Annotated in this window: 20 protein-coding genes; 17 read left to right on the top strand and 3 right to left on the bottom strand. The window is 46.5% G+C overall.

Going from position 1 to position 23,791, the window contains the following annotated elements:
- The first annotated feature begins 64 nt into the window (after positions 1-64).
- From QD47_RS17240 to QD47_RS17215, 6 genes are all read left to right on the top strand, one after another.
- The gene (locus tag QD47_RS17240) at positions 65-1,171 is read left to right on the top strand and encodes a Gfo/Idh/MocA family protein (protein WP_044647286.1); all 1,107 of its coding nucleotides are present in this window, start codon (positions 65-67) and stop codon (positions 1,169-1,171) included.
- A gap of 18 nt (positions 1,172-1,189) precedes the next feature.
- Positions 1,190-1,957 carry a sugar phosphate isomerase/epimerase family protein gene (locus tag QD47_RS17235; RefSeq protein WP_044647285.1) on the top strand — a complete coding sequence of 256 codons (768 nt, stop codon included), beginning with the start codon at positions 1,190-1,192 and terminating at the stop codon, positions 1,955-1,957.
- Positions 1,950-3,032: a Gfo/Idh/MocA family protein gene (locus QD47_RS17230; protein ID WP_044647284.1), complete on the top strand. Its 1,083-nt coding sequence runs from the start codon at positions 1,950-1,952 to the stop codon at positions 3,030-3,032. Before QD47_RS17235 ends, QD47_RS17230 begins: the two co-directional genes overlap by 8 nt.
- A gap of 77 nt (positions 3,033-3,109) precedes the next feature.
- Positions 3,110-4,078 (top strand): sugar phosphate isomerase/epimerase family protein, encoded by a 969-nt coding sequence (locus tag QD47_RS17225; protein WP_044647283.1) that lies wholly within the window; start codon positions 3,110-3,112, stop codon positions 4,076-4,078.
- A gap of 20 nt (positions 4,079-4,098) precedes the next feature.
- Positions 4,099-4,830, top strand: coding sequence for a ThuA domain-containing protein (locus QD47_RS17220; RefSeq protein ID WP_044647282.1), 732 nt, complete (start codon positions 4,099-4,101; stop codon positions 4,828-4,830).
- A 268-nt stretch (positions 4,831-5,098) separates the two neighbouring features.
- Positions 5,099-5,422, top strand: a complete 324-nt coding sequence (locus QD47_RS17215; protein ID WP_044647281.1) for a winged helix-turn-helix transcriptional regulator — start codon at positions 5,099-5,101, stop codon at positions 5,420-5,422.
- A gap of 78 nt (positions 5,423-5,500) precedes the next feature.
- On the opposite strand, the gene QD47_RS30885 is transcribed toward QD47_RS17215, so the two are convergent.
- Complete coding sequence (locus QD47_RS30885) at positions 5,501-5,779, bottom strand: hypothetical protein (RefSeq protein WP_235332290.1); 279 nt, start codon at positions 5,777-5,779, stop codon at positions 5,501-5,503.
- Positions 5,780-6,118: 339 nt separating this feature from the next.
- On the opposite strand from QD47_RS30885, the gene QD47_RS17210 reads away from it, so the two are divergent.
- Positions 6,119-6,886, top strand: coding sequence for a DODA-type extradiol aromatic ring-opening family dioxygenase (locus QD47_RS17210; protein WP_044647280.1), 768 nt, complete (start codon positions 6,119-6,121; stop codon positions 6,884-6,886).
- 262 nt (positions 6,887-7,148) lie between these two features.
- Here QD47_RS17210 and QD47_RS17205 read toward each other — a convergent pair whose 3' ends face one another.
- On the bottom strand, positions 7,149-7,865 hold the full coding sequence (locus QD47_RS17205; RefSeq protein ID WP_014282255.1) for a Crp/Fnr family transcriptional regulator: 717 nt from the start codon (positions 7,863-7,865) through the stop codon (positions 7,149-7,151).
- Positions 7,866-8,123: 258 nt separating this feature from the next.
- On the opposite strand from QD47_RS17205, the gene adhE reads away from it, so the two are divergent.
- The 8 genes from adhE (at position 8,124) to QD47_RS17165 (ending at position 20,929) form a co-directional block, all read left to right on the top strand.
- Positions 8,124-10,736 (top strand): bifunctional acetaldehyde-CoA/alcohol dehydrogenase, encoded by a 2,613-nt coding sequence (adhE, locus tag QD47_RS17200; protein WP_044647279.1) that lies wholly within the window; start codon positions 8,124-8,126, stop codon positions 10,734-10,736.
- A gap of 325 nt (positions 10,737-11,061) precedes the next feature.
- Positions 11,062-13,323 (top strand): formate C-acetyltransferase, encoded by a 2,262-nt coding sequence (gene pflB / locus QD47_RS17195; RefSeq protein ID WP_044647278.1) that lies wholly within the window; start codon positions 11,062-11,064, stop codon positions 13,321-13,323.
- A gap of 65 nt (positions 13,324-13,388) precedes the next feature.
- The gene (pflA, locus tag QD47_RS17190; RefSeq protein ID WP_044647277.1) at positions 13,389-14,147 is read left to right on the top strand and encodes a pyruvate formate-lyase-activating protein; all 759 of its coding nucleotides are present in this window, start codon (positions 13,389-13,391) and stop codon (positions 14,145-14,147) included.
- A gap of 220 nt (positions 14,148-14,367) precedes the next feature.
- Complete coding sequence (locus QD47_RS17185; RefSeq protein WP_044647276.1) at positions 14,368-16,587, top strand: copper amine oxidase N-terminal domain-containing protein; 2,220 nt, start codon at positions 14,368-14,370, stop codon at positions 16,585-16,587.
- Positions 16,588-16,840: 253 nt separating this feature from the next.
- On the top strand, positions 16,841-17,332 hold the full coding sequence (locus QD47_RS17180; RefSeq protein WP_044647275.1) for a Fur family transcriptional regulator: 492 nt from the start codon (positions 16,841-16,843) through the stop codon (positions 17,330-17,332).
- Position 17,333: 1 nt separating this feature from the next.
- On the top strand, positions 17,334-17,624 hold the full coding sequence (gene yidD, locus QD47_RS17175) for a membrane protein insertion efficiency factor YidD (protein WP_044647274.1): 291 nt from the start codon (positions 17,334-17,336) through the stop codon (positions 17,622-17,624).
- Positions 17,625-18,042: 418 nt separating this feature from the next.
- Entirely contained in the window at positions 18,043-20,061 is a 2,019-nt protein-coding gene (metG, locus tag QD47_RS17170; protein ID WP_044647273.1) for a methionine--tRNA ligase, read from the top strand.
- Positions 20,062-20,212: 151 nt separating this feature from the next.
- Positions 20,213-20,929 carry a cytochrome c biogenesis CcdA family protein gene (locus QD47_RS17165; protein ID WP_044647272.1) on the top strand — a complete coding sequence of 239 codons (717 nt, stop codon included), beginning with the start codon at positions 20,213-20,215 and terminating at the stop codon, positions 20,927-20,929.
- Here the strand turns inward: QD47_RS17165 and splB are convergent.
- Complete coding sequence (gene splB, locus QD47_RS17160) at positions 20,922-21,986, bottom strand: spore photoproduct lyase (RefSeq protein ID WP_044647271.1); 1,065 nt, start codon at positions 21,984-21,986, stop codon at positions 20,922-20,924. The two genes, QD47_RS17165 and splB, sit on opposite strands and share 8 nt — an antisense overlap.
- A gap of 246 nt (positions 21,987-22,232) precedes the next feature.
- Between splB and mntR the strand changes: the two genes are divergently transcribed.
- Both mntR and QD47_RS17150 read left to right on the top strand, forming a co-directional pair.
- Positions 22,233-22,658, top strand: coding sequence for a transcriptional regulator MntR (gene mntR / locus QD47_RS17155; protein ID WP_044647270.1), 426 nt, complete (start codon positions 22,233-22,235; stop codon positions 22,656-22,658).
- A gap of 137 nt (positions 22,659-22,795) precedes the next feature.
- On the top strand, positions 22,796-23,791 hold a 996-nt coding region (locus QD47_RS17150), incomplete at its 3' end, for a copper amine oxidase N-terminal domain-containing protein (protein ID WP_044647269.1).

Here is a 23,791-nt window from a genome sequence, read left to right as displayed (position 1 = left end):
CTATTGTGTCTGTAAGGCTTATAGCAGAATACAGAACATGTTGGAGGCCAGGGGGGGTGACGAAGTGAAACGAATGAAGGCCGGTATTATAGGCTGCGGTAACATTAGCGCGGTATATCTTGAAAATCTCCAAAACAGTCCGCTTATCGAAGTGGTGGCCGTGGCTGATTTATTGGAGGAAAGGGCCGAAGCGAGGGCCGATGAATTTAACATTGAAAACGCATACAATGTAGATGAATTACTTCGTCAGCCCGAGATTGAGCTTGTTTTTAATCTGACCGTGCCTGGCAGCCATGCACTGACAGATATGGCGATACTGGAGGCAGGCAAGCATGTGTACAGTGAAAAGCCTTTGGCGGTTTCCTTGGAGGATGGTAAACGCGTTCTGGATCTAGCCAAGGCAAAAAAACTGCGTGTCGGCTGTGCCCCGGATACATTTCTTGGTGCGGGTATTCAGACTGCACGCTATGCCATACAAAACGGAATGATTGGGCAGCCCGTAGCCGCTACTGCTTTTTTTATGGGTAGAGGTCCCGAGTGGTGGCATACTGATCCGGAATTTTTCTATGCCGCTGGAGGCGGTCCGATGTTTGACATGGGACCTTACTATTTGACGTCGCTGATCCATGTGCTGGGTCCGGTCCGGCGAATCAGCAGTTCAGTGGGCATTCAGATTCCTGATCGTTACATACATTCCGGTCCCAAAAGCGGCACACCGCTGCGGGTACAGACACCAACGCATTTGGCCGGAACGATGGATTTCCATAACGGAGCCATTGTAACGCTCATTGCCAGCTTTGACATTCAGGGGGCGTCGGATCTGCCGCGTATTGAAATTTATGGTACGGAAGGAACCTTAATCCTGCCTGATCCGAACTTTTTTAACGGAGATGTCAAGCTTCGCCGATCTGGAGAGGAAACCGCAGAGCTCGTGGAACCTTTATTTGAGTGTGGGAAGAACGAACGCGGAATAGGTGCGGGTGAGATGGTGAGAGCCATTCGCAGTGAAAAGAACCACCGTGCTAACGTGGAACTGGCCTATCATGTATTAGAGGCTATGCACGCTTTTCAGCGCTCCTCATTGGAAGGTAAGCATATTACGTTGGAAAGTACATTTGAGCCAGACGAGGATTTGTATCATGGAACAGATATAACGATTCATCCATCCTAATTGAAGAGGTGAAGGGCAATGGCTAAAGTAGGATTGCAATTGTACACAGTAAGGGAAGAACTTGAACAGGATTTTGAAGGTACGTTGCGCAAGGTAGCTGAGCTGGGCTATAAAGGGGTTGAATTTCATGCCTTTTTCGGACGTAGTGCCAAGGATGTAAAAGCACTTTTGGATGAGCTAGGTTTGGAAGTTGTCGGAACCCATGTTCAATATACCCGTCTGTTGGACCATTTGGATGAGGAGATCGCTTATCACAAAGAATTAGGGAATAAGTACCTGATCGTTCCTTATTTAACCGAGGAGCAGCGCCAGTGGGATGAGCTTTTTGCCAATTTGCATCGTATTGGTGAAAAAGTGAAAGAACATGGCTTAGTTCTGGCTTACCATAATCATGATTTTGAACTGACGGAAAAAATCGGTGATCGTCCGGTTTTTGATGCGTTATATGATGCGGTTTCGGCTGATTTGTTGCAGGTCGAAATGGATACTTGTTGGGTATACTACGGAGGCTATGATCCTGTGGAATACATCGGACGTTATCGTGGACGCCTGCCTATCATTCACTTAAAGGATATGGCACGTGACGAGCAGCAAAAAGCAGTTACCGTAGAGCTTGGCAAAGGAGAAGTGCAGCTTCAGGCCATTACAGACGCCGCTATTGAGGCAGGCGTGGATTGGGTTGTTGTGGAACAGGATTTCAGCTCAAATCCTCCAATCGAAAGCATTGAAACCAGCTTTAAGTGGCTCCAACAATACGCAGCTCAGGGAGGAAATATTCATGTCTAAAACACTCAAAATCGGAATTATTGGTTGTGGGGGGATTGCCAACGGCAAGCATTTGCCTAGTCTTGCCAAGCAAAAACGTGCAGAGATCGTCGCTTTCTGTGACATTATTCAAGAACGGGCTGAGGAAGCGGCAGAAAAATTTGGTGTTGAAGGTTCACAAGTTTTTAGCGATTATCGGAAGCTGCTTGAAAATAAAGACATTGAAGTCGTACATGTATGTACGCCCAACGACTCGCACTCGGAAATTACGGTAGCTGCGCTTGAGGCAGGTAAGCATGTGCTGTGCGAAAAGCCGATGGCCAAAACCGCCGAGCAGGCTAGGGAAATGCTGGATGCCGCAAAACGTACAGGTAAAAAGCTGTCCATTGCGTATCAAAACCGTTATCGTAACGACAGCTTGTACCTGAAACAATTGGTCGAGCAGGGAGAGCTTGGCGAGATTTACCTAGGCAAAGCCATCGCTCTGCGTCGCCGCGCGGTTCCGACTTGGGGAGTATTTCTGGATGAGGATAAGCAGGGCGGCGGTCCACTTATTGATATTGGGACGCATGCGCTCGACCTGACTCTCTGGCTGATGGATAATTACAAGCCTAAAAGCGTGCTGGGCTCAACCTTCCATAAACTCGGAGATCGTAAAAACGCGGCGAATGCCTTTGGACCGTGGAACCCTGAGGAATTTAAGGTGGAGGATTCTGCCTTTGGTTTTATTACCATGCAAAATGGAGCCACTATTGTATTGGAATCCAGTTGGGCACTGAACGTTGTAGAATTTGGCGAAGCCAAGACACTGTTATGCGGGACTGAGGGCGGAGCCGATATGCAGGACGGTCTGCGTATTAACGGGGAGAAGAACAGCCGCTTGTTTGATACGAAAATTGATCTGGATGCGGGCGGTGTAGCCTTTTACTCTGGAGAAACGGAAAACGAAGCGGATCGCGAAGCCCGTCTGTGGATCGAAGCCATTCTGGACGATAAAGAGCCGCTTGTGAAGCCGGAACAGGCGCTGGTAGTTACTGAAATTTTAGAAGCTATCTATGAATCGGCGCGTACAGGAAAAGCCGTCTATTTTGATTAAGCCCGCAAGCATCCTGAATAGGCCATCATTATAAGATAAGCAGCTTCTTTCACATATAATACAGGGAGGGAATACGTTTGAAACTTGGAGTATTTATGGTATTGTTCGGCGGACGTTCACTGGAAGAGGCTTTGGACTATGTAGCATCCCAAGGACTGGATGCAGTAGAAATCGGCACAGGCGGTAACCCGGGCGATAAACACTGCAAGCCGGATGAACTGCTGGACAACGAAACAGCGCTCAAAAACTTCAAAAAAGCAGTAGAGTCCCGTGGACTGACCATTAGCGCACTCAGTTGTCATGGCAACCCGCTCCATCCGCAAAAGCATTTGGCACAGGCCGATCACGAGGCGTTTCTTAAAACGGTTCGTTTGGCAGAAAAGCTGGAGGTTCCCGTTGTGAACACCTTTTCCGGCTGTCCGGGTGATCATGAGGATGCGAAGTACCCGAACTGGCCTGTTGCGCCGTGGCCGAATGATTTTCAGGAAGTGCTAAAATGGCAATGGGAAAATAAAATTATCCCTTACTGGACCGAAGCCGGAAAATTCGCAGCAGATCATCATGTCAAAATTGGGCTGGAGTTGCACGGTGGCTTCTCCGTTCATACGCCAGCGACCTTGCTTCGTCTGCGTGAAGCGGTCGGGGAGGTCATTGGTGCCAATCTGGATCCGAGCCATATGTGGTGGCAGGGTATTGATCCGGTACAGGCGGTTCAAATTCTGGGCCGAGAGGGAGCCATTCACCATTTTCATGCCAAGGATACGACGATTGACCCGATTAATGTGAATAAATACGGTTTGACCGATATGCAGGATTACTCGAATATGCTGGATCGCGCTTGGCAGTTCCGTACTGTCGGCTATGGACATGATATCAAAACATGGGCGGATATTATTAGTGCTCTTCGCCTGGTGGGTTACGATTATGTAGTGAGTATTGAGCACGAGGATGGTCTGATGTCCGTTGAGGAAGGCTTTACTAAAGCCGTCCACAATCTTCGCCAGGTCCTCATTGAAGAACCTCTGAGCGAGATGTGGTGGGTCTAACCTAATAGGGGGAAGTATTGATGATTAACGTCACCATTTGGAATGAATTTTTGAACGAGAAGCTGAATGACGAAGCAAAACAGGTATATCCTGATGGAATACACAAGGCACTGGCTGATGGCCTCTCAGGCGAAGGGTTCGCAATTCGAACAGCTACGTTACGTGATGATGCTGAACATGGTTTGGGAGAAGAAATCCTGAATTCCACAGATGTGCTGCTGTGGTGGGGGCATAAAGCACACGATCAGGTGAGTGATGAAGTTACAGCTCGTGTTGTAAAGCGGGTAGAGGAAGGCATGGGCTTAATCGTGCTGCACTCGGGACATTTTTCCAAGCCGTTCAAAGCCCTGATGGGCACAAGCTGTGATCTCAAATGGAGAGTGGCAGGAGAACAGGAAATTATTTGGTCCGTAAATCCATCCCACCCCATTGCGAATGGAATTGACGCCAAAATTTTGTTAGAGCGCGAAGAGATGTACGGTGAGTTTTTTGATATTCCAGCGCCGGATGAATTGGTCTTTGTCAGCAACTTTGAAGGTGGAGAGGTGTTCAGAACCGGTTGTACCTTCCGTCGTGGCAGTGGTAAAATATTTTATTTCCGCCCGGGTCATGAAACGTATCCGACCTATTACCAGCCCGATATTCTGAAGGTCATTGCCAATAGTATACGCTGGGCTTATCCGACAGGCATAGTTAAACCAATATATGGTAAAAGCGAGCCTGTTAGACCTCTCGGTGGGGTATTGGTATAATTTCCATTTATTTATTCCAATAAGCATGATATTGAACAGACTGGCAGGCGGAAATCTCTTGAGATTCCGTCTGTTTTTGATTTAACGCATTTGCCATATACCTCTTATGTTGGTTTGTTGTATAATCAGCTTTGGTCATGGCAACTTTATCGGATCTGATATTAAATTAAGAAGAAAGTGTTTTCTTTCGGGATAAAGTATGCTAAAATGATATATACTAACAAAAGGAAAGCTTTATCAAACCGAAATGCTAAAGAAGGTGAAAAATATGGAGGTTCAACCGCAACTTACAAAAATGTGTCCGCGTTTTGAAAGTGCCTTTTCATGTCTGGGTAAGCGTTGGAACGGACTCATTATTCAATCCATGATGAGCGGTCCCAAGCGTTTTAAGGATATTTCCAATCTGATTCCCACAATGAGCGATAAAATGCTGTCTGAGCGGATGAAGGATCTGGAGAATGAAGGAATTCTTACACGTCATGTATACCCGGAAACTCCTGTCCGCATTGAATATGAGCTGACAACCAAAGGCCGTGCACTTCAGCCGGTCATGGAACAGATTCAATATTGGGCCGAGGAATGGATTAGATGAGTACCAAGCCGAATAAACGTTTTTCATAGCAAAACAGCCTTTTCCTAGGAAAAAGGCTGTTTTTTTATTTTGTAATACTTAATAGCCTTTGGCGTGGCCTGCGATTGAAAACAATCCTGTCGCAGTACGACGGGGGACACGGGTTTGAATATCGAGCGCTGCTGTACGGAATGTACCGAGGCAGGAATGGCAAAGCCTTCCCGCATAAATTGGGGAATGGCAAGACTCGCAAGGATAATCAAGCTGGCTATAGGTGGAGGGAAACTTGCCTGCTCTCACCCAGTCTGTGAGCAAATCCATAGGTGTATCGGTTACTTCACTAAGCTGGCGAGTATGAGTAGTGGGATGTTTCCACAAATAGTTAGAACAGCGGTCATAAAATAAATTTTCTTCTTGAATACAAGTATTGCACAGGTTTCTAAGATTTTTACGGAAAACGGAACCACACTTTGGGCAATTAGCAGTATGTATCTCCATAGAAACCAGTCCTTTATATCGAGTTATAGTGAATATTTAAATTTATTAGTTATATATTACTATGACTTTATACCTATATCAATCTTTATTTAAGGAAGCGACGTTTTTTAAGTGTATGCTAAAATCTGCATTGACATAACCTTGTTACTTATGTATTATCACTTACATAAAGTTACTTGTTGAGAAAAATAAATTGATAAATGATAAGGGGATTTTCACATGATGCCATCTTTGTTTTTAGCCCACGGATCACCTATGCTTGCTATTGAACAGACAGAATATACTGCTTTTCTGGAGCAGCTTGGAAAGAGTATTCGCCCGAAAGCTATTGTTATCTTTACCGCCCATTGGGAGACGCAGGCATTGACCATTAGTTCGATAGACGACGTTTACGATACGATTTATGATTTTGGCGGTTTCCCGCCGGAGCTGTATGCGGTGAAATATCCAGCGCATGGTTCGGTGGAGCTGGCGGCCAAGTTGAAAGAATTATATGAGCAAAAGGGTATTGACGTACAAACGGACCGGGTGCGAGGGCTGGATCATGGGTCCTGGACACTCTTGCATCGTATGTATCCTGAGGCGGATATTCCGGTAGTCCAGATTTCCGTGAATCCGTTTCTATCGCCGAAAGCACAATATGCTATTGGTGAAGTGCTGCGGGGGTTGGGTGAGCAGGATATTTTGGTCATTGGCAGTGGTGTAACTGTTCATAATCTGCGCATCGTCAAATGGGGAGAAACGAAAACAGAGCCTTGGGCACTTGATTTTGATGACTGGATTATTGAAAATGTACAGAGTGGAGATGTGGAGGCTTTGGATCGCTATGAAAGCGAAGCCCCATATGCTCGTCAAGCGGTACCGAGAGCTGAACATTTTGTACCGTTGCTTATTGCCATGGGGAGTGGAGATTCGGCGAATAAGGCCAAGGTCATCCACAGGAGCTATGAGATGGGGAATTTAAGTTATCTGTGCTTTCAGTTCTAAAAGTGTGGAGAAGAATGTTGGCGTAGTGTTAGCCGCTTCGCGATCCATTTGATTTTATGATCGCTGTTGCAGCGGGATTCTTTTGGGTTGTATAAGACATTTAGAGGTGAGAATCCCGCTGCAAAGGCGAACGCTTCGCTTCTTCAGATTCAAATGGACCGCTCCGCTACTGCCCGCCTTTAGGGGGATAGCAAAAAGATTAAGGGAGTGTTTTATAGCCAAAATGGCTCAAAACACTCCCTTTTACATTAAAAACTAATTATTAGATCCGGCAAATCTCACGCGGGCACAGTTCACAATGACATACGCCTTGCAGCATTTCCAAATCCTTTACAACGATCATGCCATTATCATATTCCACTGCATTTTTTTTACGCAAATCACTCAGCATCCGGTTCACACTTTCGCGGGTGGCACCGATCATATTGGAGAGGTCGGTATGAGTGATTTTTTTATGAATAAGGATATGTTCCCCATGAGGCTCTCCATAGGTGTTACACAGGCGGATTAGCGTGGAGCATAGAGCACCGGGCTTGCCGTACATCATCAGATCGCGAAATTTGGTCTGAGTAATACGGTGGTGAGACCCCATCCATTTCATAAAGTCAATGGCAAAATCACAGTGCTGGCAAATAAGCAGCTCCAAATCCGTATGATCGACAACACCGATATCACTGTCCTCCAGAACTTCGGCAGAAAAGGAGTGCTTGGTACCGAAAAATGGATCAGCTTGACCAATCAGATCGCCGCTTTGGTACATATATAGTATAAGTTCCTTACCCTCATCCGTTGTTTTCGTTACTTTCACGCGTCCGCGCTTGATATAAAACAGCTTATCCGCTGTATCTCCTTCCCAGAACAGATGTGAGCTTTCTGGCATGACCCGATCTTTCATCATCACTTGCAGCCGGTTGAAGCTGGCCTCCGAGAAGCAACAGGTGTTGCCGCGGGCTTCCATTACGTTTGCAGGGTTTCTCATCGTCCATTTCCCCTTTGTTTCCTTTGTTTTTTATCTGCAACTTGATCAATTCAAATTCATTATATACCTGTGCTATGCGTTTTTGGGGCAAGAAGAGGGGGTAAAAGTGGCAGAATTCCAAACTTTGTGATTTAATTCACTCCATAAAATAAAATTTTAAATAGATTGTGAAAAAAATCACAATATATCTTGAAAAGCTGTGTTACGATCAGTGCGTGAACAAGAGATAGTACACGAGATAACAGGAGGATGAGGGAAATGGCTGTTAAAAACGAGGTTATCCAAAAAGAGCAAAGCGCTGAGCAGTATATTCAAACACTGATTGACCGGGGGAACCGGGCACAGCAGGCTTTCATGAGTATGAATCAGGAGCAGATTGACGAAATCGTACAAGCTATGGCACTCGCAGGGATGGATAAGCACATGCACCTGGCGAAGCTGGCTGTTGAAGAAACAGGACGCGGTGTGTACGAGGATAAAATCACCAAAAACATGTTTGCAACAGAAAATGTCTATCATAGTATCAAAAATGAAAAAACCGTCGGTGTCATTGAAGATAATGACTTTGACAGTTTTCAAAAAATAGCAGAACCCGTCGGCATCATTATGGGGATCACTCCAGTGACTAATCCGACTTCAACTACAATGTTCAAAGCGTTGATTGCTATTAAAACACGTAACCCGATCATCTTTGGTTTCCATCCATCCGCTCAATCGTGTAGTGCGGAAGCAGCTCGCGTCTTGCTTGAAGCAGCCGTCAAACATGGTGCTCCGGCCGATTGTATTCAATGGATTGAAGCTCCATCGATGGATAAGACAAATTCACTTATGAATCACCCGGATGTGGCGCTGATTCTGGCAACTGGTGGATCAGGCATGGTTAAGGCGGCATATAGCTGCGGTAAACCTGCTCTGGGCGTAGGTCCTGGTAACGTGCCTTGCTTCATTGAAAAGACAGCGGACATCAAGCAAGCTGTGACCGATCTGATCCTCTCAAAATCTTTTGATAACGGTATGATCTGTGCTTCCGAGCAAGCGGTTATTATCGAAGAGCCAATCTTCGAACAAGTGAAAAAATTGATGATCGCTAACGGTTGCTACTTTGTAAATAAAGAAGAAGCAGCTAAGCTCACTCAAGGAGCTATGAATGTCGAGAAATGTGCAGTGAACCCAGCTATCGTCGGACAGTCTGCTGTGAAAATTGCTGAAATGAGTGGTATCACAGTACCAGCAGGAACTAAAATTTTGGTCGCTGAGATTGAAGGAGTAGGAACAAAATTCCCATTGTCTGCGGAAAAATTGAGTCCTGTATTGGCTTGCTATAAAGTAAAAAATGCTGAACAAGGTATTCAACGCGCTACTGAAGTCGTGGAATTCGGGGGTATGGGCCACTCGTCCGCTATTCATTCGAACGATGAGGACGTTATCGCTCGGTTCGCAAACCGTTTGCAAACAGGCCGTATCATTGTAAATGCACCTTCCACACATGGTGCGATCGGTGACATCTACAACACCAACCTTCCATCGCTGACACTCGGTTGTGGTTCGTACGGACGTAACTCGACTTCGTCGAACGTATCGGCAGTCAACTTGATTAATGTGAAAAGGGTGGCGAAACGTACGGTGAATATGCAATGGTTCAAAGTACCTTCCAAAATTTATTTTGAAAAAAATTCGACTCAGTATCTTGCTAAAATGCCTGATATCACACGTGTAGCCATTATCACAGACCCTATGATGGTGAAACTCGGATATGTGGATCGTGTCATCCATTATTTACACCAGCGCCAAACACCAGTAGCTATCGAAGTGTTCTCGGAAGTAGAGCCAGATCCATCGACAGTTACGGTAGAACGTGGTACTGAAATGATGAGACGTTTCCAACCGGATTGCATTATTGCATTGGGCGGCGGTTCGCCGATGGATGCGGCTAAAGGCATGTGGATGTTCTATGAATACCCAGATACTGATTTCAACAACTTGAAACAAAAATTCATGGATATCCGCAAACGGATCTACAAGTACCCGCGTCTTGGTCAGAAAGCACAATTTGTAGCCATTCCTACAACCTCGGGTACAGGTTCGGAAGTTACGTCGTTCGCAGTTATTACAGACAAAAATCAGGGCAACACGAAGTATCCGCTGGCTGACTATGAGCTGACTCCTGATGTGGCAATTATTGACCCTGAGTTTGTATACTCGCTGCCTAAAACAGCTGTAGCAGATACAGGTATGGACGTACTGACACATGCCATCGAGGCCTACGTGTCTGTAATGGCTAGTGACTACACAGACGGTCTGGCAATTAAAGCCATTCAACTGGTATTCCAATACCTGGAGCAATCGGCTCTGAGTGGCGACAAACTGGCTCGTGAAAAAATGCATAATGCTTCCACACTGGCAGGGATGGCGTTTGCCAATGCATTCCTGGGTATTAACCACAGTCTTGCGCACAAATGGGGCGGACAATACCATACAGCGCACGGTCGCACGAATGCCATTTTGTTACCACACGTCATTCGTTATAATGCGAAAAAACCGACGAAGTTTGCTTCGTTCCCTAAATATTCGCACTTTGTTGCGGATGAGCGTTATGCAGAAATTGCACGCATACTGGGACTGCCTGCCCGTACAACGGAAGAAGGGGTTAACAGTCTGATCGAAGCGATCCGCAAGTTGAACAAAACACTCGGTATCGAGGAATCGTTCCAGCAAATCGGCTTCGATGCGAAGGATTTTGAATCGCGTGTAGATTATCTGGCTGACCGCGCTTTTGAGGATCAATGTACAACTGCGAATCCGAAGCTGCCGCTGGTTACCGAATTGGCTGATGTATACCGCAATGCCTTCTACGGACGTTTTGACCAATAATATATAGGTACGAAGAGGCTTGTGACTAAGCATTTTCCCGTTAATACCAACGCAGGCTCTCTATATAGAGGGCCTGTTGGTTTGGGAAGGGGGGTGAACGGCAAGGATAAAGTACGGGCGTGAAGCTAAAGAAAATAAAGTGATAAATGTCACCTGTATTGTGATTTTTGTCACATACTACACTCTATCATTATTCTACAATAAGGGTGTAAGAAAGGTCCCGACACTGAGCGTAAGGCATCGGTGAAAAGGCCGGGCTCGAGACACTATTTTAATGTGAAAAAAATCACAAGTCCGGAAGACCAAACAATTTGGAGGGATTTACATGTCGGTGATTGAGAGAGAATTACAAGAGCAACAATCTGGCTGGAGAGGTTTCAAAAAAGGTAAATGGACTAAAGAAGTCAACGTCAACGATTTTATTGAAACCAATATCTTACCTTATGTCGGTAACGAGGAATTTCTAGTTGGTCCTACTGCCAACACAACTGCACTGTGGGATATTGTATCCGATCTTACCAAAAAAGAGTTGGCAAACGGCGGCGTGCTTGATGTAGACGTGAATACGCCATCCACCATTATTTCACATAAGCCGGGCTATCTAGACCGGGATAAAGAACAAGTTGTCGGTGTACAAACAGACGCTCCATTCAAACGCTCTTTGCAGCCGTTTGGTGGAATCCGGATGATGATCGACGCTTGCAAAGCCTATGGCTTTGAAGTACCGCAAAGCATTGTTGATATCTTCACTCATATTCGCAAAACGCATAATCAGGGTGTATTCGACGCTTATACCGATGATATGAGAGCAGCTCGTAAAGCGGGTATTATCACTGGTTTGCCAGATGCATATGGTCGTGGTCGCATTATCGGTGACTACCGTCGTGTAGCACTGTACGGCGCAGACTTCCTGATTAAAGACAAAAAGGCTCAACTGAAAAGCCTTGAAGTGGATTCGATGGAGGAAGATGTAATTCGTCTGCGTGAAGAAATTTCCGAGCAAATTCGCGCTTTGAACGAGCTGAAACAAATGGCTGCTGAGCATGGTTTCGACATCTCAAAGCCTGCTAACAACGCGAAAGAAGCTTTCCAATGGGTGTATTTTGGCTATCTTGCAGCGATCAAAGAACAAAATGGTGCAGCAATGTCCTTGGGACGTGTATCTTCCTTCCTTGATATTTATACTCAACGGGATATGGAAGAAGGCGCAATGACAGAAGAGCAAGCACAAGAATTGGTCGATCATTTCGTTATGAAACTGCGTATTGTTAAATTCCTGCGCACACCTGACTATAATGAACTGTTCAGCGGAGACCCAACATGGGTAACTGAATCCATTGGCGGTATGTCCATTACTGGAGAAACTCGGGTTACTAAAAACAGCTTCCGTTTCTTGCACACCCTGTACAATTTGGGACCTGCACCGGAGCCAAACCTGACTGTACTGTGGTCAGAAAAATTGCCTGAAGGCTTCAAAAAATATTGTGCCAAAGTTTCTATTGAAACCAGCTCCATTCAGTATGAAAATGATGATCTGATGCGTCCGATTTATGGCGATGATTATGGTATCGCTTGTTGTGTATCGGCAATGAAAATCGGTAAACAAATGCAATTCTTTGGTGCCCGTGCCAACTTGGCTAAAGCTTTGTTGTATGCCATCAACGGTGGTGTGGATGAAAAATCAGGTGCTCAAGTGGGTCCTGAATATCCTGCAATTACAGGTGAAGTGCTGGATTACGAGGAAGTGCTGAGCCGCTTCAAGCCAATGATGGAATGGTTGGCAAAACTGTACATGAACACTTTGAACGTTATTCACTACATGCATGACAAGTACAGCTACGAACGGATTGAAATGGCGCTGCATGACCGTGATATTGTCCGTACGATGGCTTGTGGTATTGCTGGTCTGTCCGTTGCAGCCGATTCCCTGAGCGCCATTAAACATACGAAGGTTAAACCAATCCGTAACGAAAAAGGCATCGCCATTGACTTTGAAATTGAAGGGGAATACCCTTGCTACGGTAATAACGATGATCGTGTAGATAACATCGCAGTAGAACTGGTAGAGTCCTTCATGGGCATGATCCGCAAGCACAAAGCTTACCGGAATGCGATTCCTACTCAATCTGTATTGACCATTACTTCCAACGTGGTGTACGGTAAGAAAACAGGTACAACACCGGATGGACGTAAAGCTGGCGAACCGTTTGCACCAGGTGCGAACCCAATGCACGGACGCGACAAAAAAGGTGCTTTGGCTTCCCTTAGCTCCGTAGCTAAGTTGCCTTACGAGCACAGTCTGGATGGTATCTCTAATACCTTCTCTATCGTGCCTAAAGCACTGGGTAAAGAAGAAGAAACACGCAAAACGAATCTCGTTTCCATGATGGACGGCTACTTTGGAAGCCATGCGCATCATCTGAACGTTAACGTGTTTGCTCGTGAACAATTGCTGGATGCGATGGATCACCCAGAAAACTATCCACAGCTTACAATTCGTGTATCGGGTTATGCCGTTAACTTTATCAAGCTGACTCGTGAACAACAGCTGGATGTTATTAACCGTACTTTCCACGGTACAATGTAACAAAGCTTTACGTATTATATATTACAACGACGCACGCATAGCGGATGCGGGAAGGAAGATGCAACATGTTGAAAGGTCACATACACTCATTGGAAACCTTCGGGACCGTCGATGGTCCCGGCATCCGCTTCGTGCTTTTTATGCAAGGATGCTTGTTAAAATGTCAATATTGCCACAATCCGGACACCTGGGCTTTAAATGAAGGCAATCCAATGACACTGCAGGAGGTATTGGCTGAAATTGAACCGTATTTAGCCTACTACCGTTCTTCGGGAGGCGGATTGACCGTATCCGGTGGAGAACCGACACTGCAAGCTCATTTTGTAGCAGAGCTGTTCAAAGAAGTGAAGCAACGCTGGAATTTGCACACGACGCTGGACAGTAACGGTTTTAATGATGCAGGCCGTATCCATGAACTGCTGGACGTAACGGACTTGGTGTTGCTGGATATTAAGCATATTGACAACGACAAGCATATTAAGCTTACAGGCAAGTCCAATGACCGTATGCTGAGTACGGCACGCTGGTTGTCTGAACAAGGGCGCAAGATGTGGATTAGACACGTGTTTGTACCGGGTATTCATGATGATGAGCAGGATCTGCTGAATTTGGGACGGTTTATCGGAACGTTGAACGGAGTCGAAAAGTTCGAAATTTTACCCTACCATCAAATGGGTGTATACAAGTGGGAAATGCTCGGCAAGGCGTATCCGCTGGAAGGGGTTCCGTCCCCTACAGATGAAGAGGTTCAACGGGCTTACCGTCTCATTGAAGAGGGCCGTCTGGAGACTGCAGGGATAAATGTCGCCGTCCGTCCGTCATAATGTTGAATGACCGTTAAAATACTTTCTGTTTATGAAGCCGCCGCCCCATCAGGTCAGATGGGGCGGCGTTTTTTGTTGTAGTATTTCTTGCAGCCACAGGAGAAAGTTCCCTTTTTTTCATGTTCAGCAAAATTCCCAGCAACTTTTGGGCAACAGCCGCGTCTAATAGTATGACTTTTTACGGGGATGATAATAATTTGGTAATAGAAGGAGACAGAGAATGAATTTCAAGAAATGGACCATGCTCACCGCGCTTGCGGTAGCCCAGGTGGCTGCAGTAGCCCCTGTAGGAGCAGAAGCAGTATCCACTGTTCAATCCACCGATTCGGTTAGCGGACAGCAGGCTCAGGCCAATGTCACAGATTCCGGCGTTGATAATAGCATCGGGGGACAAGATAGCACAGGAACACAAAATGACATGGTGACACCTGATAACACAGGCGTATCCAATGATCCATTGTCCGGTTTGCCGACGGATACAACCAACGGATCGAACGTATCCAATGATGTATACGGTGGGGATGGAACGATCACCAACCCTGGTGGTTCTCCAACATCCATGAGTGCAAATCAACTGATTTTGTATTTGAACAGCGCAAAAATGGAACAAAACGGACAGGTGTACACGGCGACTCAGCCGATGACAGTCAAGGACGGTGTTTCTTATGTAGCTATCCGTTCGCTTGTCAGCCGCGTCGGATTACAGTTTAGTTATGACACTGCTACCAAGGAAACCGTTATCACCCAAGGTACAAACGTGCTACGCTTCAAGACTGACAGCAAAATTTATACGGTTAACGGTGAGGCTCGACAAATGAAGGGACCGGCATTCCAGCAAAAGAACGTATTTATGGTGCCGTTGACCTCTATTACACAGGCCTTAAATATTCCTTATACTGTAAATAATATTACAAAACAGGTTATTATGGATTTGAATCAAAAGCCTAAAGCTTCCTTCACGGTTCAGCAAAAAGATATCTATGCAGGCCAAACGACAGTTACGTATCTTACGAAGGAATCTTCTCCTACAGGTCTTCCGATTGTGAACCAGCGTTGGGAAGGCAAGCAGGATGTATTTCAGGAGCCGGGTACATATGTAGTTACATATTCCGTTCTTGATTCGGCAGGGAACTGGAGCGATCCTTACTCCGTGACCATCACAGTAAGACCGCCAAACCAACCGCCGGTGGCTCTGTTTACGACTGATAAAAAAGAATACAAAATGGGTGAAAAAATTACCATTACCGACTTGAGTACGGACGATGAGAATGCCATCACCAAGCGTGACTGGGTGAACAAGAAGTTGGCGTTTTTCGAGCCAGGTGATGTGACCATTACACTGACCGTGACCGACAAACATGGCGAAACGGGTACAGTAAGTCAAACGATTAAAATTACGAATGAACTGCTGTACAATGAAGATGATTTCAACAAAATCTTCACGCCCTTTGGTGATAAATACAGTGTAGACGGCAGTCAGGTGCCTACCATGGCTACCATTCCGGTAACCAGTACATCTTCACCACGCCTTCTGATCCGTGCTAACAGCCCGGAACGTGTATTCCAGGATGGTATTGTGTATCAGGAAATGGGATCAGGCAGCACACGTATACTCGTCCATCATGTGAATGAAACGGGCAGAGATGTAAAAATGTACGTTATCGCAACCAACAATAATATTACTGCTGCCAATCTGAACGTCGAAAATTCCGGTTTCGCCGGCCCATCTGAGTTTGCGACGGCTGCGGGTAAGATTTCGATTCAGCGGTACTTTCAATCCATGCAGGATGGAAGCAAACGTTCCAGCACAGTTCTGAATCCAGGCGAAAGCCGTGTTATTTTACAGGATTTGAATGCGCAAAAAATTAAGCAAAAACAGGTCATTTCTCTCTTATCCGACTTGTATACGGATCAACCTATTCAATACACAGTTGTTGTGTTAGATGCAAATGCAGATCCGTTGACTGCAATGCCTACTCTGGCAAAACTGCCTAAGGACGGAATTCATAACCGTGGAACGTATGCGAATTCGGATATTACGCTTCAATATACGGAAGAGGTTGGTAAAACAGCTCAGCGTATCGTTCTTGGCGACAATAAAGTAGACCCGAACCTGCTTGGTTCAGACGGTCTGGACGGTTCTTCTTCCTCCAATGCGGGTAATTTTGGTGTTGTGTATAAGGTTAAACTGGATCGCGTAGCGCCGTATTCCCTGATTACATTTAATCCGCGTGGTGGTGAATACTCTGGCTATGCTATGGTGAATAATCAGGTCGTGGGTATCCCGACGAACGGCTCCGTATGGGCTCCGAATGAGATGAGTGTACTGTATCGTACAGGTCATATCGAGGAAAGTGTAGAGATGTATTTCACTGCTGCGGCGGGTAGTAACTTGCCAGTTTCCGTGGTAGTTATGCCATTACCAGCTATTAAAAATTAATATGAACATCCGGTTTTGTTTATCGGTTTAGACCGAAGGGTCTCATCATTCACCGTTTAAAGTCAGATCACTTACAGAATAAAGGCGTTCTCCTGCTGCGGATTCGGTTCAAGCACAGGAGAACGTCTTTTTCTTTATCAAGAGCGCGCGAATATCTCTTATAACTTTGACTTTAATCGTGGTATAATAAGTAGATGCAAGCCTAAGCCTGCATCAGATAACCTGAAACTACAGACAGGGGAGGGTGAAACGCATGCTGACAAAGGATGAGATTATCGCAACAATGTCCACTCAGGGGCTGCGTATTACGGATCAGCGCAAGACGCTGGCCACGTTATTTTCCGAGAATGAAGGGTATCTGTCCCCAAAAGACGTTTATGAATATATGGGTAAAAAATACAGCGGACTCAGCTTTGACACCGTTTACCGTAATTTGCGTGTGATGCAGGAATTGGGTGTGCTGGAGCAGGTATCTTTTGAGGATGGGATGAAGTTCAAGGTGAGCTGCAATGAGCATCATCACCACCATCATATGATTTGCCTGAGCTGTCAGAAAACTTTACCGATCTCTTTCTGCCCGATGCAGATGACAGATACGACAGATCAGTTCCAAATCGTTGAACACAAGTTTGAGATTTTCGGTTATTGCAAGGAATGCCAGAAGAAGAACGGGCAAGCAGAGGCCAATTCTAATGGGGGATACAAACAGGCGAGCGGTCACACTCACAGCCACGGAGGCTACTGAAATGAAGATTACCACACGCAGAGTGGTTCAAGCTCCGATTAAGGTATACCGATCCTATATTTCACCGTTAAAGCCACCAACCTGCCGCTTCTATCCGACGTGTTCAAAGTACGCACTTGAGGCGGTGGAGGTGCATGGTGCGCTCAAAGGTTCCTGGCTGGCAGCCAAACGTATAGCGAAGTGCCATCCCTTTCATCCGGGCGGTGTAGATCTGGTGCCTCCTGCTAAAAAGAGGGCGAATAAATCCGATGAAGATCGTTTTGCTGACCGTACCGGGAAGGGATTGACTTGACATAGCTATGCGGGTTTGGTTATATTTTGGATAATAATGTTTTCCTGCGAAGGGATGAGTAGGGTCAGCCGTCCAGTACAGAGAGCCGGGGTTAGCTGCAAACCGGTCTGGAACGAAGCCTGAATATGGTCCTGGAGGAACCTCTTCCGAGCGTGTTTGCCACCAGTTCAATGTTTATAGGGGGCGACCGTAAGGGAAAGGCGTGATCCAGCGTTAATGGGCGGTCAGAAGTGACTGGTGAAGCCTGTAGTCTGCGAGGATACGGGGAATTTGGGTGGTAACGCGTGAGGTGACTCTCGTCCCATAGGGGCGGGGGTCTTTTTTGTGCCCAATTGGTGTGAAAAACATGAATTGGAGTACCGAATTCAGGGGAGCATGCCTTATTTTGCTGCCATGAACAAAACAGGAGGCAATACACATGTCCAATGAGAAAACATTTTACATTACGACACCGATTTATTATCCAAGCGACAAGCTACATATCGGTCATGCATACACTACGGTAGCCGGAGATGCGATGGCACGCTACAAGCGGCTGCGCGGCTACGAGGTGCGCTACTTGACAGGAACGGATGAGCATGGACAGAAGATTGAGCAGAAGGCGAGCGCGGCTGGCAAAACACCGCAACGTTTCGTTGACGATATTGTGGCAGGAATTCAGGATTTATGGCGGAAGCTCGATATTTCCAATGACGATTTTATTCGCACAACGGAAGAACGTCACAAGAGCGTTGTACAGGAAATATTTGATCGTTTGCTCAAGCAAGGAGACATTTACAAGGGTGAATACGAAGGCTGGTACAGCATCCCTGACGAGACCTATTACACGGAAACTCAACTGGTTGACGTGGTGAAGGATGCGGAAGGCAACGTGGCTGGAGGTAAAAGCCCGGACAGTGGGCATCCTGTAGAACTGGTCAAGGAAGAGTGTTACTTTTTCCGTATGAGCAAGTATGCTGATCGTTTGCTGAAATTTTATGAGGAGAACCCGCAGTTTATCCAGCCGGAGTCCCGTAAAAAAGAGATGATTAACAATTTTATCAAGCCGGGTCTGGAGGATTTGGCAGTATCTCGTACAACCTTTGACTGGGGAGTTAAGGTGAAGGGGGATCCGAAGCATGTCGTATACGTGTGGATTGATGCGCTCTCCAACTACATTACAGCCCTGGGCTATGGTTCCTCCAATACCGAGCTGTACGATAAATTTTGGCCTGCAAATGTGCATATCGTAGGGAAGGAAATTGTACGGTTCCATACGATATATTGGCCGATTATGCTGATGGCGCTGGATCTCCCGTTGCCTAAAAAAGTATTTGCACATGGCTGGCTGCTCATGAAGGACGGTAAAATGTCCAAATCCAAAGGTAACGTCGTTGACCCTGTAACGCTGATTGACCGCTATGGTCTGGATCAACTTCGGTATTACTTGCTGCGCGAGGTGCCTTTCGGCGCGGATGGAACCTTTACCCCGGAAAGCTTCGTTGATCGGGTCAATTCTGATTTGGCGAATGATCTGGGCAATTTGTTGAACCGCACCGTAGCGATGGTAGACAAATATTTTGAAGGTAAGGTACCGGCTTATGAAGCGAATGTAACAGCATTCGACGGGGCTTTGGAGGAAATGGCAACAGCGACTTACAGTAAAGTAGAAGAAGCGATGGAAAACATGGAGTTTTCCGTGGCTCTAACGGCGATCAGTCAATTTATTAGCCGCAGCAACAAGTATATTGACGAAACACAACCATGGAACCTGGCCAAGGATGAGGACAAACGTTGTGAGCTGGCATCTGTTATGGTGCATTTGGTAGAAAGCTTGCGCATCGCGTCCATTTTGCTCCAACCGTTCTTGACCCGCGCTCCGTATAAAATTTGGGAACAGCTGGGCATCAAGGAAGGTGAATTGACGACATGGGAAAGCGGTAAGCAATTTGGACGCATTCCGGAAGGAACGCAACTGATCAAAGGCAATCCTATCTTCCCACGTCTGGATTCAGAGCAGGAGGTTGCTTTCATCGTGGAAGCGATGACGGGCGGCAAGAAGCCGGAGGAAGCTACTGCGCAGGTTCAACCGCAGAATGCGACTGAGGCGGGTCAGGAAGCGCCCGAGACGAAGGAAGAGATTGGTATTGAGGATTTTGCCAAGGTAGAACTGCGCGTGGCTCAGGTTATCGCCTGTGAGCCTGTGAAGAAGGCCGATAAGCTGTTGAAGCTCCAACTTGATCTTGGTTATGAGCAGCGTCAGGTTGTATCGGGCATTGCCAAGTTTTACACCCCGGAGGATATGGTTGGACGCAAGGTGATTTGTGTGACCAATCTTAAGCCTGTGAAACTGCGTGGGGAGCTATCACAAGGGATGATTTTGGCAGCATCGCACGGAGATCAACTCACGCTGGCTACAGTACCGGAAAGCATGCCTAACGGCGCGATTGTAAAATAAATAAAACATGTAATAAGCGTATGTCTTTCGGCTTTCATGCCAGGGCATACGCTTTTTGGGTTGCAACATATTTGGCTGCTTCCTCACGTATGTTTTAGTAATAGAGCTTGTTTTGCTCGCGTTTACTTAAGACAGGCGGGAGGAAATGATGATGACGGATGTTAACGCCGGGTTGGCGATCATAGCGGGACTGGTTTCTTTTTTCTCACCTTGCTGCTTACCACTATACCCCTCTTATTTATCTTATATGACGGGAATGTCGGCACGTGAATTGGCCGAAGGGCGGCATAAGGCTGAGGTACGTTATCGTACGATGGGACATACCCTAGCTTTTGTGCTGGGCTTTTCCGTAGTATTCTATTCCTTGGGTGCAAGTGTAGGGTTGCTTGGAGAATGGTTTGGCAATTATAAAGATACGCTAAGGGTAGTTGCGGGGCTATGGATCTTGGTGATGGGACTGGTATCTCTTGGCGTGATACGGCCCTTGATTTTAATGCGGGAACATAAGCTTCGCTGGACATGGAAGCCTGCCGGTTACGCCGGTTCCTTTGTGATCGGAATCGGATTTGCGGCAGGCTGGTCTCCCTGTATCGGTCCCATGCTGACAGCTATTATCGCTTTAGCGGCAGTAGAGCATCATACCTGGTTCAAGCTGGTCACAGGCTACGCGCTTGGTTTTGCGATTCCATTTTTTGCATTGGCTTTACTGGCTGGCTCTGTTCGTCTATCCTCACGTTACACGTCAATTATTGTAAAAACAGGCGGTATACTGCTGATCATCACCGGAATTTTGCTAGTAACGGATCATATGACGGGTGTAACGCTGTTTTTACAACGGATTACACCGGATTGGATGCTGGTTATGTGAAATATTCAATACGACTTAATGGAAAATGTTCAAAAATGCGCTCGGTGATAAATTCTCGCAGGGCGTTTTGCTGTTCATCAGGGTAAACGTATTTATTTTGTCCCCAGCGGCCCCATTTTTTCTTGCGTTTCTCCATGTCCATTTCCAGCTTGGTTTTCGGATAGCGCTTCTCGATCACAGCCTTGGACGTTTTGGTAAAACGGTGCTGGATCAATTCGAACGTCAGATCTTTTGTGGCATCCTGAGGCAAGGCTTCACCCAGTTTGCGCAGCAGCTCGCCATATCCTTCTTCCCAGCCGTCATACCAGATGATCGGGGCGATAATAAAGCCTAGCGGATAACCGGCTCGGGCGATTTTACCCGCTGCTTCAATACGTTCTTCGAAGCGTGAAGTCGCAGGCTCGAACTGTTTAATAACATAATCGGAATTAATGCTAAACCGGATGCGGGTATGACCATTATGCTTAATATCCAGTAGCGGATCGACATGATGATATTTGGTAACAAAACGCAGGCGACCAAATTCTTCATCTGCCATAAAACGAATCAATTCTCCGAGCGATCCGCTGATATGCTCCAAACCAACAGGGTCGGAGGTACAGGCTGCTTCAAAACGAGTAATTTCGGGTGCACGTTCCTCGATATAGCCTTTCGCTGCCGATAAGATATCGTCCGTATTGACATAGACACGTATATACGGCTTTGCCCCTAATGTCGTTTGCAAATAACAATAGTGGCAGTGTCCCATACATCCGGTCGAAATGGGAATGGCATATTCAGCAGAGGGCTTGGACTGGTCAAAGGTTAGCGTTTTGCGAATACCGACGACCAGCGTTTTTTTCGCCATTCTATACTTTTCAACTTCGGTTTCGCCCGGCAAATTGGTAATCCGGTTATGAGATGTGGTCATACGATACGGAATGTCTTTGGCTTTGACCCAATCCATAATACGCTGACCCTTGGGATAATTCAGTGCGTCCGGCTCGAAAAATACCAGATCAGGCACGAACGGTTTGGTTCCTTTGGTTTTGACAGGAGTACGCTCAAGCGTGGACATGGGTAACGCTCCTTTCAGGAATAAATATCCAGTAGCAGCTTGGGTGTCCAACTCATGCCATAGGAGAATGATACAGGGACGCTATTAGTGTGCCCTGCTTAAATTGAACAAATCGTGGCAATAGCTGTGAGCAGAGGGATGAGACTTGCCAATAGGCAATGATAACATGTATCATTACATATGTAGGTTCAACGCAGGAAATGAAGGCGGTAAGCGCCCGTTCAATAACAGAAAAGAGGGAAACAAGTGCCAACGCCAAGCATGGAAGATTATTTGGAGCGCATTTACCAGCTGATTGATGAGAAGGGATACGCCCGTGTCTCGGATATCGCAGAGGGTCTGGAGGTCCATCCTTCGTCCGTTACCAAGATGATCCAGAAGCTGGATAAGGACGACTATCTCGTATATGAGAAATATCGGGGATTAATTTTAACACCCAAAGGGAAAAAGGTCGGCAAACGGCTGGTTGATCGCCACCAGTTACTAGAGCAATTTCTGGATATGATTGGGGTCGACAAGGACCTGATCTATAAAGATGTGGAAGGTATTGAGCACCATTTAAGCTGGGATTCCATCACCCGCATTGAGACATTGGTCGAATATTTCCGCCGGGATGAAGATCGTTTGCGCCAGCTTTACGATATACACAAGGAATTGAGTGGTGATTCCTGACAGGCATCGTCCGTAAGGACAGATGCTTTTTTATTTGTCCCTACCGCAACAAATACCCGGGTATTAGCGTCTATCCATTATATAGCAGGACAAGACAGGGGTTAAAAATTAACGGGTTAGCGGAGGATTGTAATCATATGAATTGGAAGAAAACATGGGCACTGGCTGCGGGTTTACTCCTGGCGGTGCAGATGGCAGTTGTGCCAGGAGCGCAAGCGGCTCCAAACGGAGAGATTGAAATTATATTGGACGGGCAACCGCTGCAAAGTGATGCGTCGCCGTACATTGTACAGGGAGCCAACGTAACGATGGTACCCTTGCGGGTGATCAGTGAGGGATTAGGCGCCCAGGTCAACTGGTCAGCATCGTCCGGTACGGTAACCATTACAGCACAAGACAAGAACATTTCTATGGAAAACGGCGGACAGAGTGCTATGGTGAATGGCAAGTCAGTTCGATTGGACGCATCTGCGCGTATGACGAGCGGAAGAGTCATGGTGCCGCTGCGATTTGTTGGGGAAGAGTTGGGATTAAAAGTGGACTGGCAAGCTTCAGAGCGAGTCATTACGTTAAATAGTGGTAAAGAGGGTGCCGCCACAGGCGGAACAACATCTTCCGGTGGCGGCTCCAACTCCAATACGACCACATCTGACAATCCGGGAAGTGTAGATACGAATCAGGGAATCAATGATGATGAGCAGGCGAGTGTCACTTCACCGTCTACATCAACCAATGAGGGCAGCTCCAATTCTTCGCAGGGACATGTCGTGCAAGTGAAAGCTTCGACTTCCATGCGCGGGGCTTGGATTTCTACGATTAACGGGGATTGGCCTTCTTCCGCCGCCCGAAGCAGCACCGAGAAGCAAAAACAGGAATTTACCAAAATGCTTGATGATTTGCAGGGGATGGGTATTAATGCGGTTTTTGTTCAGGTCCGGGCCAGCGGTGATGCGCTGTATCCGTCCAATCTGGTGCCATGGAGCAAGTACCTGACGAACACCCAAGGTAAAAATCCGGGCTATGATCCAATGAAATTTATGATTAGCGAATCGCACAAGCGGGGGATGGAGTTCCATGCCTGGTTTAACCCTTTCCGCGCCAATTCTACAGGAACGACCAGTGGTTTAGCTGCA

The organism is Paenibacillus terrae, assembly GCF_000943545.1.
GTDB classification, from domain to species: Bacteria; Bacillota; Bacilli; order Paenibacillales; family Paenibacillaceae; genus Paenibacillus; species Paenibacillus terrae_A.
This window is presented reverse-complemented; position numbering and strand designations above follow the sequence as displayed.